This window comes from Streptomyces sp. NRRL F-5126 (assembly GCF_000721265.1).
In the GTDB taxonomy this organism is placed as follows: domain Bacteria; phylum Actinomycetota; class Actinomycetes; order Streptomycetales; family Streptomycetaceae; genus Streptomyces.
Genome location: NZ_JOFZ01000016.1, coordinates 54,520 through 72,090, shown reverse-complemented (window position 1 = coordinate 72,090; position 17,571 = coordinate 54,520). Strand labels below are relative to the sequence as shown.

General features: G+C 72.6%; 15 protein-coding genes. 8 read left to right on the top strand and 7 right to left on the bottom strand.

What is annotated here, in order from left to right:
* The first annotated feature begins 43 nt into the window (after window positions 1-43).
* Complete coding sequence (locus IH48_RS0130860) at window positions 44-1,015, top strand: acyl-ACP desaturase (RefSeq protein WP_030912117.1); 972 nt, start codon at window positions 44-46, stop codon at window positions 1,013-1,015.
* 85 nt (window positions 1,016-1,100) lie between these two features.
* On the opposite strand, the gene IH48_RS0130855 is transcribed toward IH48_RS0130860, so the two are convergent.
* The 3 genes from IH48_RS0130855 to ligD form a co-directional block, all read right to left on the bottom strand.
* Complete coding sequence (locus IH48_RS0130855; RefSeq protein WP_234434451.1) at window positions 1,101-3,095, bottom strand: M4 family metallopeptidase; 1,995 nt, start codon at window positions 3,093-3,095, stop codon at window positions 1,101-1,103.
* A 754-nt stretch (window positions 3,096-3,849) separates the two neighbouring features.
* Complete coding sequence (locus IH48_RS0130850; RefSeq protein WP_030912111.1) at window positions 3,850-4,125, bottom strand: WhiB family transcriptional regulator; 276 nt, start codon at window positions 4,123-4,125, stop codon at window positions 3,850-3,852.
* 193 nt (window positions 4,126-4,318) lie between these two features.
* Window positions 4,319-5,329 (bottom strand): non-homologous end-joining DNA ligase, encoded by a 1,011-nt coding sequence (gene ligD, locus IH48_RS0130845; protein WP_030912108.1) that lies wholly within the window; start codon window positions 5,327-5,329, stop codon window positions 4,319-4,321.
* A 75-nt stretch (window positions 5,330-5,404) separates the two neighbouring features.
* Here ligD and IH48_RS0130840 point away from each other — a divergent pair, with 75 nt between their 5' ends.
* Window positions 5,405-6,466 carry an ATP-dependent DNA ligase gene (locus IH48_RS0130840; RefSeq protein WP_030912105.1) on the top strand — a complete coding sequence of 354 codons (1,062 nt, stop codon included), beginning with the start codon at window positions 5,405-5,407 and terminating at the stop codon, window positions 6,464-6,466.
* 106 nt (window positions 6,467-6,572) lie between these two features.
* Entirely contained in the window at window positions 6,573-8,684 is a 2,112-nt protein-coding gene (locus tag IH48_RS0130835; RefSeq protein WP_030912102.1) for an MDR family MFS transporter, read from the top strand.
* Between the two features lie 51 nt (window positions 8,685-8,735).
* On the opposite strand, the gene IH48_RS0130830 is transcribed toward IH48_RS0130835, so the two are convergent.
* Window positions 8,736-9,170 (bottom strand): YchJ family protein, encoded by a 435-nt coding sequence (locus tag IH48_RS0130830; protein ID WP_030912098.1) that lies wholly within the window; start codon window positions 9,168-9,170, stop codon window positions 8,736-8,738.
* Window positions 9,171-9,307: 137 nt separating this feature from the next.
* Here IH48_RS0130830 and IH48_RS0130825 point away from each other — a divergent pair, with 137 nt between their 5' ends.
* On the top strand, window positions 9,308-10,663 hold the full coding sequence (locus IH48_RS0130825; protein WP_030912095.1) for a 6-phospho-beta-glucosidase: 1,356 nt from the start codon (window positions 9,308-9,310) through the stop codon (window positions 10,661-10,663).
* 148 nt (window positions 10,664-10,811) lie between these two features.
* Here IH48_RS0130825 and IH48_RS0130820 read toward each other — a convergent pair whose 3' ends face one another.
* Both IH48_RS0130820 and IH48_RS0130815 read right to left on the bottom strand, forming a co-directional pair.
* Window positions 10,812-11,048, bottom strand: coding sequence for a DUF397 domain-containing protein (locus IH48_RS0130820; RefSeq protein WP_030912091.1), 237 nt, complete (start codon window positions 11,046-11,048; stop codon window positions 10,812-10,814).
* Window positions 11,049-11,912 (bottom strand): helix-turn-helix domain-containing protein, encoded by an 864-nt coding sequence (locus tag IH48_RS0130815; RefSeq protein ID WP_030912088.1) that lies wholly within the window; start codon window positions 11,910-11,912, stop codon window positions 11,049-11,051. It lies immediately after the preceding gene.
* 211 nt (window positions 11,913-12,123) lie between these two features.
* Between IH48_RS0130815 and IH48_RS0130810 the strand changes: the two genes are divergently transcribed.
* The 3 genes from IH48_RS0130810 (at window position 12,124) to IH48_RS0130800 (ending at window position 14,370) form a co-directional block, all read left to right on the top strand.
* A complete protein-coding gene (locus tag IH48_RS0130810) occupies window positions 12,124-12,585 on the top strand; it encodes an ATP-binding protein (protein ID WP_030912085.1) in 462 nt (153 codons plus the stop codon).
* Complete coding sequence (locus tag IH48_RS0130805; protein WP_420705559.1) at window positions 12,579-13,040, top strand: hypothetical protein; 462 nt, start codon at window positions 12,579-12,581, stop codon at window positions 13,038-13,040. The genes IH48_RS0130810 and IH48_RS0130805 overlap by 7 nt, the downstream gene beginning before the upstream one ends.
* An 88-nt stretch (window positions 13,041-13,128) precedes the next feature.
* The gene (locus IH48_RS0130800; RefSeq protein ID WP_030912081.1) at window positions 13,129-14,370 is read left to right on the top strand and encodes an ROK family transcriptional regulator; all 1,242 of its coding nucleotides are present in this window, start codon (window positions 13,129-13,131) and stop codon (window positions 14,368-14,370) included.
* 52 nt (window positions 14,371-14,422) lie between these two features.
* Here IH48_RS0130800 and xylA read toward each other — a convergent pair whose 3' ends face one another.
* Entirely contained in the window at window positions 14,423-15,592 is a 1,170-nt protein-coding gene (gene xylA, locus IH48_RS0130795) for a xylose isomerase (RefSeq protein WP_030912078.1), read from the bottom strand.
* 223 nt (window positions 15,593-15,815) lie between these two features.
* Here xylA and xylB point away from each other — a divergent pair, with 223 nt between their 5' ends.
* Window positions 15,816-17,291: a xylulokinase gene (gene xylB / locus IH48_RS0130790; protein WP_030912075.1), complete on the top strand. Its 1,476-nt coding sequence runs from the start codon at window positions 15,816-15,818 to the stop codon at window positions 17,289-17,291.
* The last annotated feature ends 280 nt before the right edge of the window (window positions 17,292-17,571 follow it).

The window sequence follows — 17,571 nt, the reverse complement described above, 5'->3', positions numbered from 1 at the left end:
AACCTACGAGTCCGTAGGTAGTTTCCCGTCCCCAGGAGCACCCGTGACCATCACCTCTCCCCACCTCGGCAGTTCGGACGCCTGGACAGACGCCCGGCTGCTGTACGCGCTGGAGGAAGTGGTGGAGAAGGAGCTCAACCGGCACCTGAAGGTCGCGAAGGACTGGATGCCGCACGAGTACGTGCCGTGGAGCGACGCCCGCAACTTCCCCGGCCTGTTCGAGGACGGCGAGCCCTGGGAGCGCGCGCAGTCGAAGGTCACCGACGTCGGCAGGACCGCGCTCGTCGTGAACCTGCTGACCGAGGACAACCTCCCGAGCTACCACCACGAGATCGCCACGCTCTTCGGCAGGGACGGCGCCTGGGGCACCTGGGTCCACCGCTGGACCGCGGAGGAGGGCAGGCACGGCATCGTGATGCGGGACTACCTCCTCGCGTCCCGCGCCGTCGACCCCGAAGAGCTTGAGCAGTTCAGGATGGCGCACATGTCGGAGGGGTACGAGTCCGACAACCGCCACTCGATGCTGCACTCCGTCGCGTACGTCGCCTTCCAGGAGCTGGCCACGCGCGTCTCGCACCGCAACACGGGCCACCAGTCGGGCGACCCGGTGTGCGACCGCATGCTGGCGCGGATCGCCACCGACGAGAACCTGCACATGGTCTTCTACCGCAATCTGCTCGGCGCCGCCTTCGGGATCGCGCCGGACGAGACGATGGCCGCCGTTCGCGACGTCGTCGTGGACTTCCGGATGCCGGGACACGGCATGCCCGGGTTCGAGCGCGCCGCCGTGGCGATGGCGGTGGGCGAGGTCTACAACCTGCGCATCCACCACGACGACGTGATCTCGCCCGTGCTGCGGTACCTGAAGGTGCTGGACATCGACGGCCTCGGCCCCGAGGGCCTGCGCGCGCAGGAGGAGCTCGGCCTGTTCATGCAGGGTCTTGACGGAGAGGCCGCCAAGTTCGACGAGAAGCTGGCGGCCCGCAAGGCGCGGATGGCGGCGCGCGGGAAGTAACAGCGCGCGGTCCGGTGCGTACGGCGGCGCCGTACCGGGTGGCCGGCCACCCGGGACGGCGCCGTCTCGACGTACGCCCCCGTGTTTACGGGAAGGTGATCTTGAAGTCGTCGATGTAGCCGGTGTCGCCGGTGTAGACGTCCTGCACCCGGAGCTTCCAGGTGCCGGCCGCCGCCACCGAGGACGCGTCGACGGTCCACGTGCCGCTCACATTGGCGGCCGAGTCGTACGGGCTGTAGTCCTTCAGGCGGGCGTAGGCGCCGTTCGGGGCCACCAGGTCCACGATCAGGTCACCGCGGTAGCTGTGCTTGATGTCCACGGACACCTGGAGGTTGCTCGGAGCCGCACCGCTGATGCCGGTCACGTCGACGCTCGAGCTCGCCGAGCCGTAACCGTCCGGGATGTTGATGTTGTTGCTGTTCTCGAACGTCCCGTTCCCGGTCGGCGGAGGGTTGCCGCCGCCGTCACGCGAGCCGACGTTCACCCCGGCCCAGGCGTTCTCGACCGCCTTGTACTCGGGCGAGCTCGCGCCGTACAGCGCGGAGGCGGCCGCGAGGGTGCCGGTGCGGGCCGACGCGTAGTCGGTGGTCGACGTGAACTGCTCGGTCAGCGCCTTGTACCAGATCTGCAGCGCCTTGTCGCGGCCGATGCCGGTGACGGGGAGGCCGTCCGAGGTGGGCGAGTTGTAGTTGACGCCGTTGATGGTCTTCGCACCGCTGCCTTCGGAGAGCAGGTAGAAGAAGTGGTTGGCCACGCCCGAGGAGTAGTGGACGTCCTCGTTGCCGACGCCTGACGACCAGTAGTCGGCGGAGCCGCCGTCCTTGCTGGGCTGGTCCATGTAGCGCAGCGGGGTGCCGTTCCCGTTGATGTCGATCTTCTCGCCGATGAGGTAGTCGCCCTTGTCGCTCGCGTTGTTGGCGTACCACTCCACACCGGTGCCCATGATGTCCGAGGTGGCCTCGTTGAGGCCGCCGGACTCACCGCTGTAGTTGAGGCCGGCCGTGGCGGCGGTGACGCCGTGCGACATCTCGTGCCCGGCCACGTCGAGCGCGGTCAGCGGGTCCTGGTTGTTCTGCCCGTCGCCGTAGGTCATGCAGAAGCAGCTGTCGTCCCAGAAGGCGTTGACGTAGCTGTTGCCGTAGTGGACGCGGGAGTATGCGGCGGCGCCGTCGCCGCGTATGCCCGTGCGCCCGAAGGTGTCCTTGTAGAAGTCCCACGTCTCGGCGGCGCCGTAGTGCGCGTCCGCGGCCGCGGTCTGCGCGTTGTTCGGGGTGCCGTCGCCCCACGTGTCGTCGGGGTCCGTGAACAGGCTGCCCGTGCCGGACGTGCCGTGGTTCAGGTTGTACGTCTTGTGGCCGCCGCGCGTCGTGTCGTTGAGGGTGTACGACGAGCCCGAGGTCGAGGTCGAGAGCGACACGGTGCCGCTGTACTCGGTGTTGCCGGTGCCCGTGCTGGTCTCGATGCCCTGCCACTGGAAGATCTTCTTGCCCGTGGCGGCGTCGGTGATGACGTGCAACTGGTTCGGGGTGCCGTCGTCCTGAAGCCCGCCGATGACGGTCTCGTAGGCCAGTGTCGGCTTGCCGCCGGCGATCCAGATGACCTTGCGGGGCGCCTTGTCCGCGCTCGTCTTCGCCGATCCGGCGTCCTTGGCGAGTGCGAGCGCCTTCTTCTCGGCCGCGGCCGGCTTCACCGCGGCCGTGGTGGAGACCTTGCCGAGCTTGGCGGTGGCCGCCCGGGTGACCTTCTCGGTCTTGCCGGACTTCGCCGTCTGGACCACCAGGTCACCGCCGAGCACCGGCAGGCCGGCGTAGGTGCGCTCGTAGCGGGTGTGCACCGTGCCGTCGCGGTCCTTGACGACATCCTTGACGGTCAGCTTCTGCTGCGCGCCGAGGCCCAGGCTCTTGGCGGTGTCCGCCTTGGTCGCGTTGGCCCCGCGTATCAGCTCGGCGCGCGCGGACGGGGTGAGCTTGGCGGGCAGGGCACCCGTGTCGAGCTTCCCGGTGAGCGTGAGCGGCTTCTTGGCGGCCGACGCGTGCGTGTCCGCCGAGGCGGCGCCCGCCTGGGTGCCCACCGCGAGCATCGCGGCGACGGCGACCAAGGCACCGGTGGCGGTCGCACGTCGGCGACCGCCACCGGGGAAGGCGTGGGGGGTACGTCTGTGGGAGATGCTTCTCAACACTGACTCCTTCTGCGTGGCCCCGGGTCTCGTGGCCATGGCGGACACCGGGCGGCGGGGTGGCCGTCCGGGCAGAGCGGGGCGGAACCATGTGTGCGCCGCACCCGGTCGGGCGACCGGGCGGGTCCGTGCTCTGGCCGTGCGGACGCGCTGGTCCCGGGAGTGCGGACGGGGCCGGCGCGGGCCACGGACGAACATCCGTGCCCGGACTGTTCTGGTGGCCGTGGGAAGAGTGGCAGCCCGAGGACAGAGTTGTCAGGAGCGCGTCATTGGATTGGCCGGAAACGGTTCGTTCGTCGGATGGTCACGTCCGGTAAACGAACCCTTCATCCCGCCGGGGCCGCGGTCCAGGCGTGAGCGGCGCGGCCGCACTGGGGCGCGGAGCGGCCCCTCGGCGGAGCCGATCGAGGGCCGGAGCTGGGGATGAACACCCCTGGCGATAACGGCCGTTCACATGGATGGCATCGTTCCGCCGACTCCCCCGCACCGGCGGCCGGACGTCCGGAATGTGACATCGTGCATGCCGCCGTAAGAGCCTGGCAGCGTGCGGGCTCGCGGTCCGGCCGGCCGGCGGCGGAGCGCCGGGCAGGCCGCTTCAGCACGGCGACTTTCGGCCAAGACCGGGTAAAGGCATGGTTGAGCTGGGGTTTCGGTTCGGTCAGCGGCGGGTCCGGCGCAGCCGAAGGCGCTCACGCTCGGAGAGGCCGCCCCAGACGCCGAACCGCTCGTCGTGTTCGAGCGCGTAGGCGAGGCAGGCCGCGCGCTCCGGGCAGGCCCCGCAGAGCTGCTTGGCCTCCCGGGTGGAGGAGCCTGGGGCGGGAAAGAAGAACTCGGGCCCTGTTTGCGCGCACAGCGCGCTGTCCTGCCAGGCCGGCGACGTGTCTGTGACGGACCGGGAACCCGCGTTCGTACCGGGGGTTGGGTTGATCGGCATGCGTGTCAGGCTTCCGCATGTCGATAAACGTCCGATTGATGGTTGATCAATCATCAATCGGCGAGGACGGGCGCCACGAGCCGAACGCGCGTGGCCCACGCCGTGACGTTCGTAGCGTCCCAGCGGCAGGCCGCGTTGTACAGCTGCCCGCCCGGCGCGGCGCGTCGCCGCCTCGGGCACGGACCCCGCGCGCTCAGGGCTTGCGGCGGGCGCGGCTCGGCTGGACGCGGGTGGGCTCGCCCGGTGCCTTCGGGTGGTCAGGCGGGTAGGGCAGGTCGCCGAGCCCGTGCTCGCGCTCGTCCCTCGCCGCGAGGTCGAGCAGGGACTCGAGGCCGAACGCGTGCCGGTCCATGCCGGCGTGCACATCGCCGAGTTCCGCGTACCGCGCGGGCATGGTCGCGATGTCGAAGTCCCGCGGGGACACGTCGTCGATCTCGTCCCAGCGCAGCGGCGCGGAGACCGGGGCGTGCGGCCTCGGGCGCACGGAGTACGCGGAGGCGATGGTGCGGTCGCGTGCTGTCTGGTTGTAGTCGACGAAGATCTTCTGCCCCCGCTCCTCCTTCCACCACGCGGTCGTCACGCGCTCCGGCATCCGCCGCTCGAGCTCCCGGCCGACGGCGATGGCGCACCTGCGGACCTGCGTGAACGTCCATCGGGGCTCGATCGGCACGAACACGTGCAGCCCGCGGCCGCCGGACGTCTTGGGCCAGCCGCGCAGCCCCTGCTCGTCGAGGACAGCCCGCAGTTCGTGGGCGGCGGTGACGGCCTCGGCGAAGCCGGTGCCCGGCTGCGGGTCGAGATCGATGCGCAGCTCGTCGGGGTGGTCCGTGTCGTGCCGGCGCACGGGCCAGGGGTGGAAGGTGAGACACCCGAGGTTCGCGGCCCACACGACGGCGGCGACCTCGGTGGGGCAGATCTCGTCCGCGAACCGGCCGCTGGGGAAGGCGATCCTCGCCGTGGGGATCCAGTCGGGCGTGTTCTTGGGGGCGCGCTTCTGGAAGAACGACTCGCCGGTGACGCCGTCCGGGAAGCGCTCCATGGTGGTCGGCCGCTCGCCGAGCGCGCGGCCGATCCCGTCGCCCACGGCGAGGTAGTAGCGGGCGACGTCCATCTTGGTGAAGCCGCGCTCGGGGAAGTACACCTTGTCGGGGTTCGACAGCCGTACGGTCCTGCCGCCCGCGTCCAGCTCCACCGCTGCGCCCATGTGCGTCACGCTAGGCCCGGCACGTGCGGCGCGCACATCGGGCGGAGTGCGGCGCCCGCGGTGACAATCGGACGCATGGACCTGCCGGTGATGCCCCCGATCCTGCCGATGCTCGCGAAATCCGTCGCCCGCATACCGCCCGGCATGAGTTACGAGGCGAAGTGGGACGGGTTCCGCGCGATCGTGCACCGGGACGGGGACGAGGTCGTCATCGGCAGCCGCAACGGCAAGCCGCTGACACGGTACTTCCCGGAACTCGTGGACGCGGTGCGCGCCGAACTGCCGGACCGCTGCGTGGTGGACGGCGAGATCGTCGTCGTGCACAACGGGCGTCTCGACTTCGACCGGCTCACCGAGCGCATCCACCCGGCGGCCTCGCGCGTGGCCACGCTCGCGGAGCGCACACCGGCGAGCTTCGTCGCGTTCGACCTGCTGGCGAAGGGCGACGCCTCCCTGCTCTCCATCGCCCAGTCGCTGCGGCGCGAGGCGCTGGAGGCGGCGCTGACCGGGGTGCGGGCGCCGGTGCACATCGCGCCGGCGACGACGGACATCGCCGTGGCGGGCGACTGGTTCGAGCGGTACGAGGGAGCGGGCCTCGACGGCGTCGTCGCCAAACCGCTCGACCTGCCCTACCGCCCGGACGTGCGTGCCATGTACAAGGTCAAGCATGAGCGGACCGCGGACGTCGTCGTGGCGGGCTACCGCCCCCACAAGAGCGGTCCGGTGGTGGGGTCGCTGCTGCTCGGCCTGTACGACGACGCGGGCGTGCTCCAGCACGTCGGCGTGTGCGCCGCGTTCCCGATGAAGCGGCGGGCGCAGCTGATGGAGGAGCTTGAGCCGCTGCGCATGGATCCGGCGGACCATCCCTGGGCCTCGTGGGGCGAGGCGTCGGCGCACGAGAGCGCGCGGCTGCCGGGCGCGCCCTCGCGCTGGAGCGGCAAGAAGGACCTGTCCTGGGTGGCGCTGCGGCCGGAGCGCGTGTGCGAGGTCGCGTACGACCACATGGAGGGGACGCGGTTGCGCCATACGGCGCAGTGGCGCAGGTGGCGCCCCGACAAGGCGCCAGGAGACTGCACGTACGCGCAGCTCGCGGAGGTCGTCGGCTACGACCTGGCCCAGGTGTTCGGCGGGGCGTGAGGGGCCGGGTGGGGCGAATCGGCCAGGCGGTGCCGGGAGGCGCCGGGGCGCGCCCGTCCGGACCTCTCCGCATGCGGGCGTGGGCCGGTGGTGTGAGCGTGCAAGGATGAGCACCGTCAGCGAGCAACGTCCCGAGCCGGCGCCCTCGCAGGCCGCGCCCGTCGCGCTGACCGGGCGGCGCAGGAACATCGTGTTCACGACGATCGTGCTCGGCATCCTGCTGGCGGCGCTCGACCAGACCATCGTCGGCACGGCGCTGCCCACCATCGTCGCCGACCTCGGCGGCGCCGAGCACATGTCGTGGGTGGTCACCTCGTACCTGCTCGCGGAGACCATCTCGACGGCGCTCGTCGGCAAGTTCGGCGACCTGTTCGGGCGCAAGCTGATCTTTCAGCTCTCGGCAGTCGTCTTCATCACGGGCTCGTTCCTGTGCGGTCTCGCGAACGGCATGACGCTGCTGATCGCGTGGCGCGCCCTCCAGGGCATCGGTGCGGGCGGGCTGATGGTGACGGCGATGGCGCTGATCGCCGACGTCATCCCGCTGCGCGAACGCGGCAAGTACCAGGGCGCCATCGGGGCGGTGTTCGGCGTCGCGACCGTCATCGGGCCGCTGCTCGGCGGCGTGTTCACCGACCATCTGACGTGGCGGTGGGCGTTCTACGTGAACGTGCCGATCGCGATCGTCGTGGTGGTCGCGGCGGCGCGCACCATCCCGTCCGTGAGGTCCGCGGCGAAACCGGTCATCGACTACCGCGGCATCGCCCTGGTCGCCCTGGGCGCGGGCGCGCTCATCCTCGGCACCAGCTGGGGCGGCAACCAGTACGCGTGGGGCTCGCCCGTCATCCTCGGCCTGTTCGCCGGCGGTGTCGTGGCGCTCGCCCTGTTCTGCGTCGCCGAGACGCGGGCCGTGCAGCCCATGCTGCCGGTACGGCTGTTCCGCAACCCGGTCTTCTCGGTCTGCTCGATCCTCAGCTTCATCGTGGGTTTCGCGATGCTGGGCGCGATGACGTACCTGCCGACCTACCTCCAGTACGTGGACGGCGACTCGGCGACCATCTCCGGGGTGCGGACCCTGCCGATGGTCATCGGGCTGCTGATCGCCTCGGTCTTCAGCGGGAACGTCGTCAGCAAGACCGGCAGGTACCGCGTCTTCCCCATCGCGGGAACGCTGGTGATGGCTCTGGGCCTGTTCCTGCTGTCGCGGGTCGGGCCGGGCTCCGGCGTGTGGAAGGAGTCCGGCGCGATGTTCGTGCTGGGCCTCGGCATCGGCCTTGCCATGCAGGTCCTGACGATCGCGGTGCAGAACACCGTGGACTACGCGGACCTCGGCACGGCCACCTCCGGTGTCACGTTCTTCCGCACGCTCGGCAGCTCGTTCGGCACCGCCGTCTTCGGCACGATCTACGTCAACGCGCTGAAGCCCAACCTGCGTGACGGGATCGCCGAGGCGGTCCGTGCGGGCGGGGCGTCGCCGTCCGCGGTGGCCAAGGCGGCGGGCAGCCCCGAGGGTGTGCACCGGCTGCCGCCCGCGCAGTCGGCGCCCGTGGTGCAGGCCTACGCGGACACCCTGCACACCGTCTTCCTGTGGACCGTGCCGGTGGCCCTGGCCGGCTTCGTGGTGGCGCTCTTCCTCAGGCAGGTCAAGCTGCGCGACTCGGCGCGCGCCACCTCCACGGACATGGGCGAGGGGTTCGCGACGCCGCGCTCCGGCGACTCGGGACGGGTGCTCGAAGTGTCGGTCGCCAGAATCCTCAAGGGGGTGCGGCCCGATGTGGCGCGCTCCGTGGTACGGGGTTCCGACACGCGGCTCGACATCGCCGGTGCCTGGGCCGTGATGCAGGTGGAGCTGCTGACCCGGATGGTGGGGCACGCGAGCCTCGGCCTGATCGCGGCCCGGCGCGACCTGCCGCCCGAGGTCCTGGTCCCGGTCTTCGACCGCATGGTCGACGAGGGGTTCCTGACCAGGGCGGGCACCTTCTTCTCGCACACGGCGGCGGGCAGCAGGGAGGCCGACGCGATCAACGCGGCGTGGGGGCAGTGGCTCAACGAGCGGCTGACCGCGGACCGTGGCCGGCCGAGCGGGCAGGAGCTGCGCAGGGCCGTGGACGCGATCGCGAAGCGGCTGCTCGCGGAGGACCTGTCGCACACGCTGATGCCCGGTTCGGCGGTGCGGCTGCCGGTCGGCGCGACAGCCTCGGGGCAGGGCCGGGGGTCGTGACGGTCCTGGCCCCGAGCGCCTGCCCTCAGCTCTGGACGCCGGCGTCGAACGTCAGCCCTGAACGTCTCCGTCCACGTAGACCCAGCGGCCCTGCTCGCGCGCGAAGGTGCTGCGCTCGCGCAGGGTTCCGGGCCCGCCGCGGTCCGTGTAGTGCGCGGCGAAGGTGACGGTGCCCGTGGTGTGGAAGGCGGTGCCGTCCGTGCCGGCCAGGACGTCGAGCCCCGTCCAGCGCACCGCGGGGTCGAGGCCGAGGGCGGTGGGCCTGGTGGCGGCCGCCCAGGTGCGCAGCAGGTACGGCTCGTCGCGCACGGCGAAGGCGCTGTAGCGGGAGCGCATGAGCGACTCGGCGGTGGCGGGGGCCGCGCTGCCCGTGTGGAAGCGCGCGCAGCAGGCACCGTAGGTGGCGGGCAGCCCGCAGGGACACGGCGAGGACGCCGGGACCCCGGGCTTGACGGGGGCGGAAGGACGGCGGGTGCGCTTGGCCATGCGCCCATTGTCCCGTGCCGATGGCCTGCCTCGTCACGGACGTTCTCCTGCCGCTCCCGCGGTCCGGTTGTGTCGAGGGGCCGGCGGGTCGGCGATGATCGGTCCGTGTACGGATGCGAGAGGGAGGCGGTCCTGGCATGAGGCTGACGATTCTGGGCGGCGGCGGGTTCCGTGTGCCGCTGGTGTACGGGGCGCTGCTGCGCGACCGCGGCGAGGGCCGGATCACCTCGGTCACGCTGTACGACGTGGACGCGGGCAGGCTGTCGGCCGTGGGCCGGGTCCTCGCCGACCAGGCGGCGGGCGTGGCGGACGCGCCGGCCGTCACCGCCACCACGGACCTCGACCAGGCGCTGCGCGGCGCGGACTTCGTCTTCTCCGCGATCCGGGTGGGCGGCCTGGCCGGCAGGGCCGCCGACGAGCGGGTGGCGCTGGCCGAGGGCGTGCTCGGCCAGGAGACGGTGGGCGCCGGCGGCATCGCGTACGGGCTGCGCACGGTGCCCGTCGCGACGGCGATCGCCCGGCGGGTCGCGGCGCTCGCGCCGGACGCGTGGGTCATCAACTTCACCAATCCCGCCGGTCTCGTGACCGAGGCGATGGGGCGCGTGCTCGGCGACCGGGTGATCGGCATCTGCGACTCCCCCGTGGGTCTCGCGCGGCGGGTGGCGCGGACGCTGGGCGCCGATCCCGCCACCGCACGCGTGGATTACGCGGGTCTCAACCACCTGGGCTGGCTGACCGGCCTGTACGTGGCGGGCCGTGACCGGCTGCCGCGGCTGCTCGGCGATCCCGGGCTGCTCGGCTCCTTCGAGGAGGGCCGGCTCTTCGGGGCCGAGTGGCTGGCCTCACTGGGCGTGATCCCCAACGAGTACCTGCACTACTACTACTTCAACCGCGAGACGGTGGACGCCTACCGGAGCGCGCGGCACACACGCGGCGCCTTCCTGCGCGACCAGCAGGCCGGCTTCTACGCGGAGGTCGGCGGCGCCGGCGAACCCGGCCCGGGCGCGGCGTCGGCGGCCTGGCACCGCACGCTCGCGGAGCGGGAGGCGACGTACATGGCGGCGAACCGGGACGCGGCCGGGCTGGGCGAGCGCGACGACGCGGATGTGGAGTCCGGCGGGTACGAGAAGGTGGCGCTCGCCTTGATGCGGGCGATCGCGCACGACGAGAAGGCGACGCTGATCCTCAACGTACGCAACAGGTCCACGCTGCCGGTGCTGGACGGGGACGCAGTGGTGGAGGTGGTGTGCACGGTGGACGCGAACGGTGCGCGGCCGCTGGCTGCCGGGGCGCTGCCCGGCCACGCGTTGGGTCTGGTCACGGCGGTGAAGGCGGTGGAACGTGCGGTGCTCGCCGCGGCGGAGAGCGGCGCACGGGCGGACGCGGTGAAGGCGTTCGCCCTGCATCCCCTGGTGGATTCCGTCGCCGTGGCGCGGCGGCTGGTGGACGGCTACGCGGCCGCCCATCGGGGTCTGGCCCACCTGCGGGGCTGACGGGCCGGGTGGCGACGCACCTGCCGCCGATCACCGCGTGCGGCGCCGCAGCGCACCTGAAAAGTGCTGCGACGCCGCACACGTGCCCCTCCCCGCCATGGCAGTCTTGCCAGCCGTCAGGTCAGTCGGCCGGGAGAGCGTCGGCCGGTCAGGTCAGCAGGAAATCGGCCTGGCCCGACTTGGCGCCCTGGATGAAGGCGGCGATCTCGGCCGGTGTGTAGATGAGTGCGGGGCCGTCAGGGTCGGACGACTGGCGCACCGCGATCCTGCCGTCGGCCAGCTTCATGGCCTCGATGCAGTTTCCGCCGTTGCCGCCGCTCCACGGCTTGTGCCAGCCCTCGGCGCCGAGCTCGCGGGAGGGCATGCCGTTGTATATGGGGTCCATTCACAGCTCCTTGCGGACATCCCTGAGGATCTCCTTCGTGCTTTGCGCAGTTGCGGCCTGCGCCGCCATCCGGTCCATGACCTCAAGGTGAGTGGCCACTTCCGGTCGCGCGTCGAGGTACACGGCACCGGTCAGGTACTCGCTGAAGACCATGTCCGGCAGCTCTGGTTCCGCGAAGCGGAAGATCACGAACGGCCCGTACGTACCGGGGTGGTGTCCGTTCGCGAACTCCGCGATCTGAAGGGTCACATTGGGCAGGTCGGCCGCGTCGAGCAGCCGGTCGATCTGCGCCCGCATCACCTCCGGGCTGTCACCGACGGGCCGGCGAACCACCGTCTCGTCCATGACTACCCAGAATCGGGGTGCGTTCTCGCTGGTGAGCAGCGACTGGCGGGCCATGCGGAGCGCCACGTGCCGCTCGGTCTCCTCGGGTGAGGACCGCCCCACGGCGCCCGCGTGCAGCACCGCGCGCGCGTAGTCCTCGGTCTGCAGCAGCCCCGGCACGAAGTGCGGTTCGTACCCGCGCAGGAGCGAGGCCGCCCCTTCCAGGCTGACGTAGACGCTGAACCAGTCCGGCAGGATGTCGTGGAACCGCTGCCACCAGCCGGGTTTGTTGGCCTCCTCGACGAGTCCCGTGAAGACGCCTGCCTCCTCGGGGCCCACGCCGTAGGCCGTGAGCAGCACCTGGACGTAGGGGATCTTGAGCGCGACCTCGGCCGTCTCCATCCTGCGGATCGTGGCAGGAGCCACGCGCAGGAGCTTGGCGGCCTCTTCGCGTTTCAGGCCGCAGCGCTCGCGCAGGTCCTGTAGACGCCTGCCGAGCACGACCTGTCCCACGGTCGGGGCCGACCGCGGTTCACTCACTTCTGGGACCTCCCCGTCGCACGATGTGGAAGCAGTCTGCCATGACTCTGCCAGTTAGAACACGGCACTCTGGAAATTCCAGAGTGCCACTTGCCAAGTGTCTCGGACAGGTGGAGAGTGGAGTGAGTGAACCAGTTCACGCGGCTGTCGCGCTGCGCCACGGGAGAGGCGCGGGGCAAAACAGCCTTTTCCCCACCGTTAGGAATCGGTCGTGGCACCTGGTAACGCGCTCACCCCCCAGCTTGCGCCTGTGTGCCCTGGCAACGTTGTCCGCCGTTACGGCTTCGAACTGCCGGCGCGCGCGGAGTCCGTGGGCCGGGCGAGGAAGCTCACCCACGACCGGCTGCTCCGCTGGGACGTGCTCCAGGGGACGTCGGAGACGGCGGTGCTCGTGGTGTCCGAACTGGTGACGAACGCCGTCGTCCACGCCGCGGGCGACCATGTGATCTGCGAGCTCAGGCTCGACGGCGACCGGCTGCGGATAGCGGTCGAGGACCAGGGGTTCGGGCCGACCGGTCCGCAATTGCACCGCGGCGCCGAGGACGAGGGCGGCCGCGGGCTGTTCCTGGTCGACTCGGTGTGCACCTGCTGGGGGGCGCAGGACACCTCGGGCTACGGGCCGGGCCGGGTCGTGTGGGCGGAGCTGCGCGTAGGGGCGGAGCAGGCGTGTTGAGGAGCGCGAGGACGGCGCTGCTGCGGCTCGGCAGGGCCGTGCGCACGCCGGACGGCGCCGGCGCTGCGGCCCGGGGCGGCGGCACGGTGCGCCTGCCGTTGCCGGAGACGCTGCCCGCCTCGCTGGGGTGCGACGCGGTGGGCGTGCCCGCGAGGCACGGCTTCCGGCTGATGGCGCGGATGCCGCGCACGGGGTGCGTCTTCGCGGACCGCGACTGGTGGTGGTGGATCGTCCCCGCCGGGTCCGACCTGGAGCTTTCCTGGCCGTCGCCCGCGCTGTACGTGCGGGGCACCAGCGTCCCCGCCGTACGGCCCCGGCTGATCCACTGGCCGGACGACAGGACGCCTTACACCCCGCCGATCCCCTTCTACCTCATGGTCTGCCAGCTGGCGGGCACGGCTCCCGCATGGACGGAAGGGCCGCTGCCCGCCCCGCCCGGCGGAGCGCGCGCGTAGGGCCCGCCCCTCTTCCCGCGGCGCCCTCGGGCGCAGGGGCGACGCGCCCGAGGGCGGCCGGGGTTGATCGCATAGGGTCGCCCCAGACATGGACACCAACCACACGCCGCCGGTCTCCCTCGGCACGAAGGCCGGCAAGGAGACGGTGCGCCGGCACAACCTGAGCCTGGTGCTGCGCGCCGTGCGGGACGAGGGAGAGGCGACCCGCGCCGGGATCGCCGCGCGGGTGGGGCTGACCCGGGCCGCGGTGTCCTCGCTCGTCGAGCAGCTGATCGGGAGCGGGTTCCTCAGCGAATCGGGCAAGACGTTCAGCGGCCAGGCCGGCCGGCCCGGGACCGTGCTCAAGGTGGCGCGCACGGGGCCCGCCGGCATCGGCGTCGAGATCAACATCGACTACGTGTCGGTGTGCGTGGTCGACCTGTCAGGCACCGACCGCGTGCGGCTGACCGAGCACATCGACAACCGGGGCGCGCCGCCCGCCGAGGTGCTCGCGCGCGGCGCGCGCATCGCCGCGCGCACGCTGGAGTCGGCCGCCGAGCAGGACCTCGCGCCGGTCGGGGCGGAGCTCGCCCTGCCCGGCCTGGTGTCCGCGGGCACGGTGCGCCAGGCGCCGAACCTGGGGTGGAACCGGGTGCCGGCCGAGGAGTACTTCGCCCGCGCCCTGGCCGGGCTGCGGCCCGGCGCGAAACCGCTGCCGGTGAGCTCGGAGAACGAGGCGAACCTGGCGGCGCTCGCGGAGCTGTGGTTCGGCGGTCTCGGCACGCTGCGCACCTTCCTCTACCTGACGGGCGAGATCGGGGTGGGCGGCGCGTTCGTCATCGACGGCGAACTGCTGCGCGGCGCGCACGGGTTCGCCGGGGAGATCGGCCATGTGGTCGTCGACTCGCAGGGCCCGCTGTGCCGGTGCGGCGCGCGCGGCTGCCTGGAGCAGTACGCGGGCCAGTCGGCGCTCCTGCGGGCCGCGGGCATGGACCCGGACGCGGGCGTGCCGGGCGTCACCGAGCTGGCGCGCAGGGCACGCGGCGGGGACGCCGCCGCCCTGGCGGCCGTCGGACGTGCGGGGACGATGCTCGGGCGAGTGGTGTCGGGTGCGGTGAACCTCTTCGACCCGGACGCGGTGGTGCTGGGGGGGATCTACCGGACGCTCATGCCGTGGCTCTCGCCCTCGGTGGACGGCGAGTTGACCGCCCGCGTCGTGTCCGGTCTCTGGCCGGCGGGCAGCGGGCGGCTGCGGGCCTCGTCGTCGGCGGGTGACGCCGCGCGCGGGGCGGCCGCGCTGGTCGTGCGCGCGGTGCTCGCGGACCCGTCGGCGTATGTGAGCCGGACATAGCGGCGCACGCGGCCGCCCTCCCCGCCGCGCGGCGGGGAGGGCGGCCGACGGCTCAGCGCGCGCCCAGGAGGTGGTCCATGGCCAGCTGGTCCAGGCGCTCGAACGCCATCCCGCGCTGCGCCGCGGCCTCCGCGTCGAACTCCTCGTACGCGCCGCGGTCCGCGAGCAGTCCGGCGAGGCCGTCCTGCGCCGTGGGCAGGGCGAGCTGGTCGAGGCGTGAGGCGCGCAGCGCCTCCTGGACCTCGGGGTCGGCGCGGAAGGCCGCCGCGTGGTCCTTGAGGATCAGGTAGTTGCGCATGCAGCCGGCCGCCGAGGCCCAGACCCCGTCGAAGTCCTCCGTGCGCGGGGGCTTGAAGTCGAAGTGGCGGCAGCCGTCCCAGCCGGCGCTCTCCAGCAGGTCCACGAGCCAGAACGCGGCCCGCACGTCGCCCGCGCCGAAGCGCAGGTCCTGGTCGTACTTGATGCCGCTCTGCCCGTTGAGGTCGATGTGGTAGAGCTTGCCCGCCCACAGCGCCTGCGCGATCGAGTGCGGGAAGTTGAGCCCGGCCATCTGCTCGTGGCCGACCTCGGGGTTCACGCCGAACAGCTCGGGGCGCTCCAGGCGCTCGATGAACGCGAGCGCGTGGCCGACCGTGGGCAGCAGGATGTCGCCGCGCGGCTCGTTGGGCTTGGGCTCGATGGCGAACCTGAGGTCGTAGCCCTTCTCGGTCACGTAGTCGCCGAGGAGGTCGAACGCCTCCTTCATCCGGTCGAGCGCGAGGCGCACGTCCTTCGCCCCGCCGGACTCGGCGCCCTCGCGCCCGCCCCACGCGACGTAGGTCTCCGCGCCGAGCTCGGCGGCGAGGTCGATGTTGCGCATCGTCTTGCGCAGGGCGAAGCGGCGGACGTCGCGGTCGTTGGCCGTGAAGCCGCCGTCCTTGAACACCGGGTGGGTGAAGAGGTTCGTCGTGGCCATCTCCACGACGATCCCCGTGGCGTCGAGCGCCTGGCGGAACCGCTTGATGTGCGACTCGCGCTCCGTGTCCGACGCACCGAACGGGATCACGTCGTCGTCGTGGAACGTGACGCCGTACGCGCCGAGGTCCGACAGGCGCCGCACCGACTCGGCGGGGTCGAGGGCGGGGCGGGTCGCGTCGCCGAACGGGTCCCTGCCCTGCCAGCCCACCGTCCAAAGGCCGAAGCTGAACCTGTCCTCGCGGGTGGGTGTGAAGCGTTCCGTCATGCCCCTGGCCGCCTTCGCTGCCTCAAGGTCCGTGCGAACCTTTTTGTTTTCTGACATGACTAATATGGCACGGCGCCGCGGGTGCGCAAAAGCCCTCGCGCGTCCGGCCGGCGCACGACCGGCATCCGCGCTCCCACGCGTGACGGGACCGCCCGCTCTCCCGTAATTTGTTCGCCACCGTTCAAAAAGGCGCCGCAAGCCGCCCGTTCGAGAAGAGGTCCCCATGCCGCGATCCCCGCTCGTGATCGGCGTGGACAGCTCCACCCAGTCCACGAAGGCCGCCGTCACCGACGCGGCGACCGGCGAACTGCTCGCGGTGGGCCGCGCGCCGCACCGGGTCACCGGCGAGGCCGGTGCCCGCGAGAGCGACCCCGAGGTGTGGTGGACGGCCCTCGGTGAGGCCGTCGGTGCCGCCCTGTCCGAGGCGGGCGCCGAGCCGTCCGCGGTGACCGGGATCGCCGTCGCGGGCCAGCAGCACGGCCTGGTCGTGCTGGACGGAGCCGGGCGCCCGCTGCGGCCCGCGATGCTCTGGAACGACACCCGCTCGGCGCCGCAGGCCACCGCCCTGACGGACGCGCTGGGCGGGCCCGCGTCCTGGACGGCCCGCGCCGGGTCCGTACCGGTGGCGTCGATCACGGCGACGAAGTGGCAGTGGCTGCGGGAGAACGAGCCGGCCGTCACCAAGGCGGCGGCAGCCGTGCGGCTGCCGCACGACTTCCTCACCGAGCGGCTGTGCGGCGAGGCGGTCACCGACCCGGGCGACGCCTCGGGCACCGGCTGGTACGCCACGGCGACGGGCGCCTACGACCCGGCGCTGCTCGACCTGCTGCACCTGGACGAGGGGCTGCTGCCCACGGTCGCGGCGACGGGCGGGGCGCGGGCCGGCTCGCTCACGGCGGCGGCGGCGAACGCCCTCGGGCTGCCGGCCGGCATCGCCGTGGCGGCGGGCACCGGCGACAACATGAGCGCGGCCGTCGGCCTCGGGCTCGGCGGGCAGGGACTGCTCGACCACCCCGTGCTGAGCCTCGGCACGTCGGGCACGGTCTTCGCCGCGACCACGACGCGCCCCGACTCGGTGGCGCTGAACGGCTTCGCCGCCGCGGACGGCTCGTACCTGCCGCTCGGCTGCACGCTCAACTGCACGCTGGCGGTGGACAAGGTGGCGCGGCTGCTCGGCCTCGACCGCGAGGACGCGGTGCCGGGCGGCGAGGTCGTCGTCCTGCCCTACCTGGACGGCGAGCGCACGCCCGACCTGCCGACCGCGGCGGGCCTGCTGACGGGCATACGGCACGACACGACGCCCCAGCAGCTGCTCGGGGCGGCGTACGAGGGCGCGGCCTTCACGGTACTGCGCGCGCTCGACGAGGTACTGCGCGCGTGCGGCCTCGACCCCGCGGCGCCCGAGGTGGCGGCGCGGCCGCTGCGGCTGATCGGCGGCGGCGCGCAGGGCCGCGCCTGGACGTCGACGGTGCGCAGGCTCTCGGGCCGCGCGGTGATCGTGCCGCAGAGCGGCGAGCTGGTCGCGCTGGGCGCGGCCGCGCTCGCGGCGGCGGCCGCCACCGGCGAGGACCCGGTGGGCCTCGCGACGGCCTGGAACACGGGCGCGGGCCCCGAGCTCGAGCCCGTCGAACGCGACAGTGAGGCGTGGGAGCGGGTGGCATCGGTCCTGGACCGGGCGACCCCCGCGTTGCTGACCTGATGCCCCGGCGGGCGGGCGCAGGCGCGCCGTCGGGGACAACCAGGGCCAGCGCCGCCAGTGCTCGGACCGCCTCCACGTGGTGCGCAGGCCTCACGCGCCCGCGACGCGCCCGTCCCCGGCGGCGGACGCAGGCGCCACCGGGACGACCCGGACTCGCGCCGCCGTACCGCCCTCAACGGGAAGGCCCGGCTACCGCGCCGGGCGGGCACCGGCGATGCCGGACCGCCCGCACGCGGTGCGCGGCCCCGGCGGGCGGACGCAGGCGCGCCGCCGGGGACGA

Excerpts from the sequence above, each read along its gene's own strand:
- IH48_RS0130825 (WP_030912095.1), top strand. The coding sequence starts at position 9,308 with ATGAGGCTGACGATTCTGGGCGGCGGCGGGTTCCGTGTGCCGCTGGTG.
- IH48_RS0130800 (WP_030912081.1), top strand. The coding sequence starts at position 13,129 with ATGGACACCAACCACACGCCGCCGGTCTCCCTCGGCACGAAGGCCGGC.
- IH48_RS0130830 (WP_030912098.1), bottom strand. The coding sequence starts at position 9,170 with ATGGCCAAGCGCACCCGCCGTCCTTCCGCCCCCGTCAAGCCCGGGGTC.
- ligD (WP_030912108.1), bottom strand. The coding sequence starts at position 5,329 with ATGGGCGCAGCGGTGGAGCTGGACGCGGGCGGCAGGACCGTACGGCTG.
- IH48_RS0130835 (WP_030912102.1), top strand. The coding sequence starts at position 6,573 with ATGAGCACCGTCAGCGAGCAACGTCCCGAGCCGGCGCCCTCGCAGGCC.
- xylB (WP_030912075.1), top strand. The coding sequence starts at position 15,816 with ATGCCGCGATCCCCGCTCGTGATCGGCGTGGACAGCTCCACCCAGTCC.
- IH48_RS0130850 (WP_030912111.1), bottom strand. The coding sequence starts at position 4,125 with ATGCCGATCAACCCAACCCCCGGTACGAACGCGGGTTCCCGGTCCGTC.
- IH48_RS0130840 (WP_030912105.1), top strand. The coding sequence starts at position 5,405 with ATGGACCTGCCGGTGATGCCCCCGATCCTGCCGATGCTCGCGAAATCC.
- xylA (WP_030912078.1), bottom strand. The coding sequence starts at position 15,592 with ATGACGGAACGCTTCACACCCACCCGCGAGGACAGGTTCAGCTTCGGC.
- IH48_RS0130820 (WP_030912091.1), bottom strand. The coding sequence starts at position 11,048 with ATGGACCCCATATACAACGGCATGCCCTCCCGCGAGCTCGGCGCCGAG.
- IH48_RS0130855 (WP_234434451.1), bottom strand. The coding sequence starts at position 3,095 with ATGCTCGCGGTGGGCACCCAGGCGGGCGCCGCCTCGGCGGACACGCAC.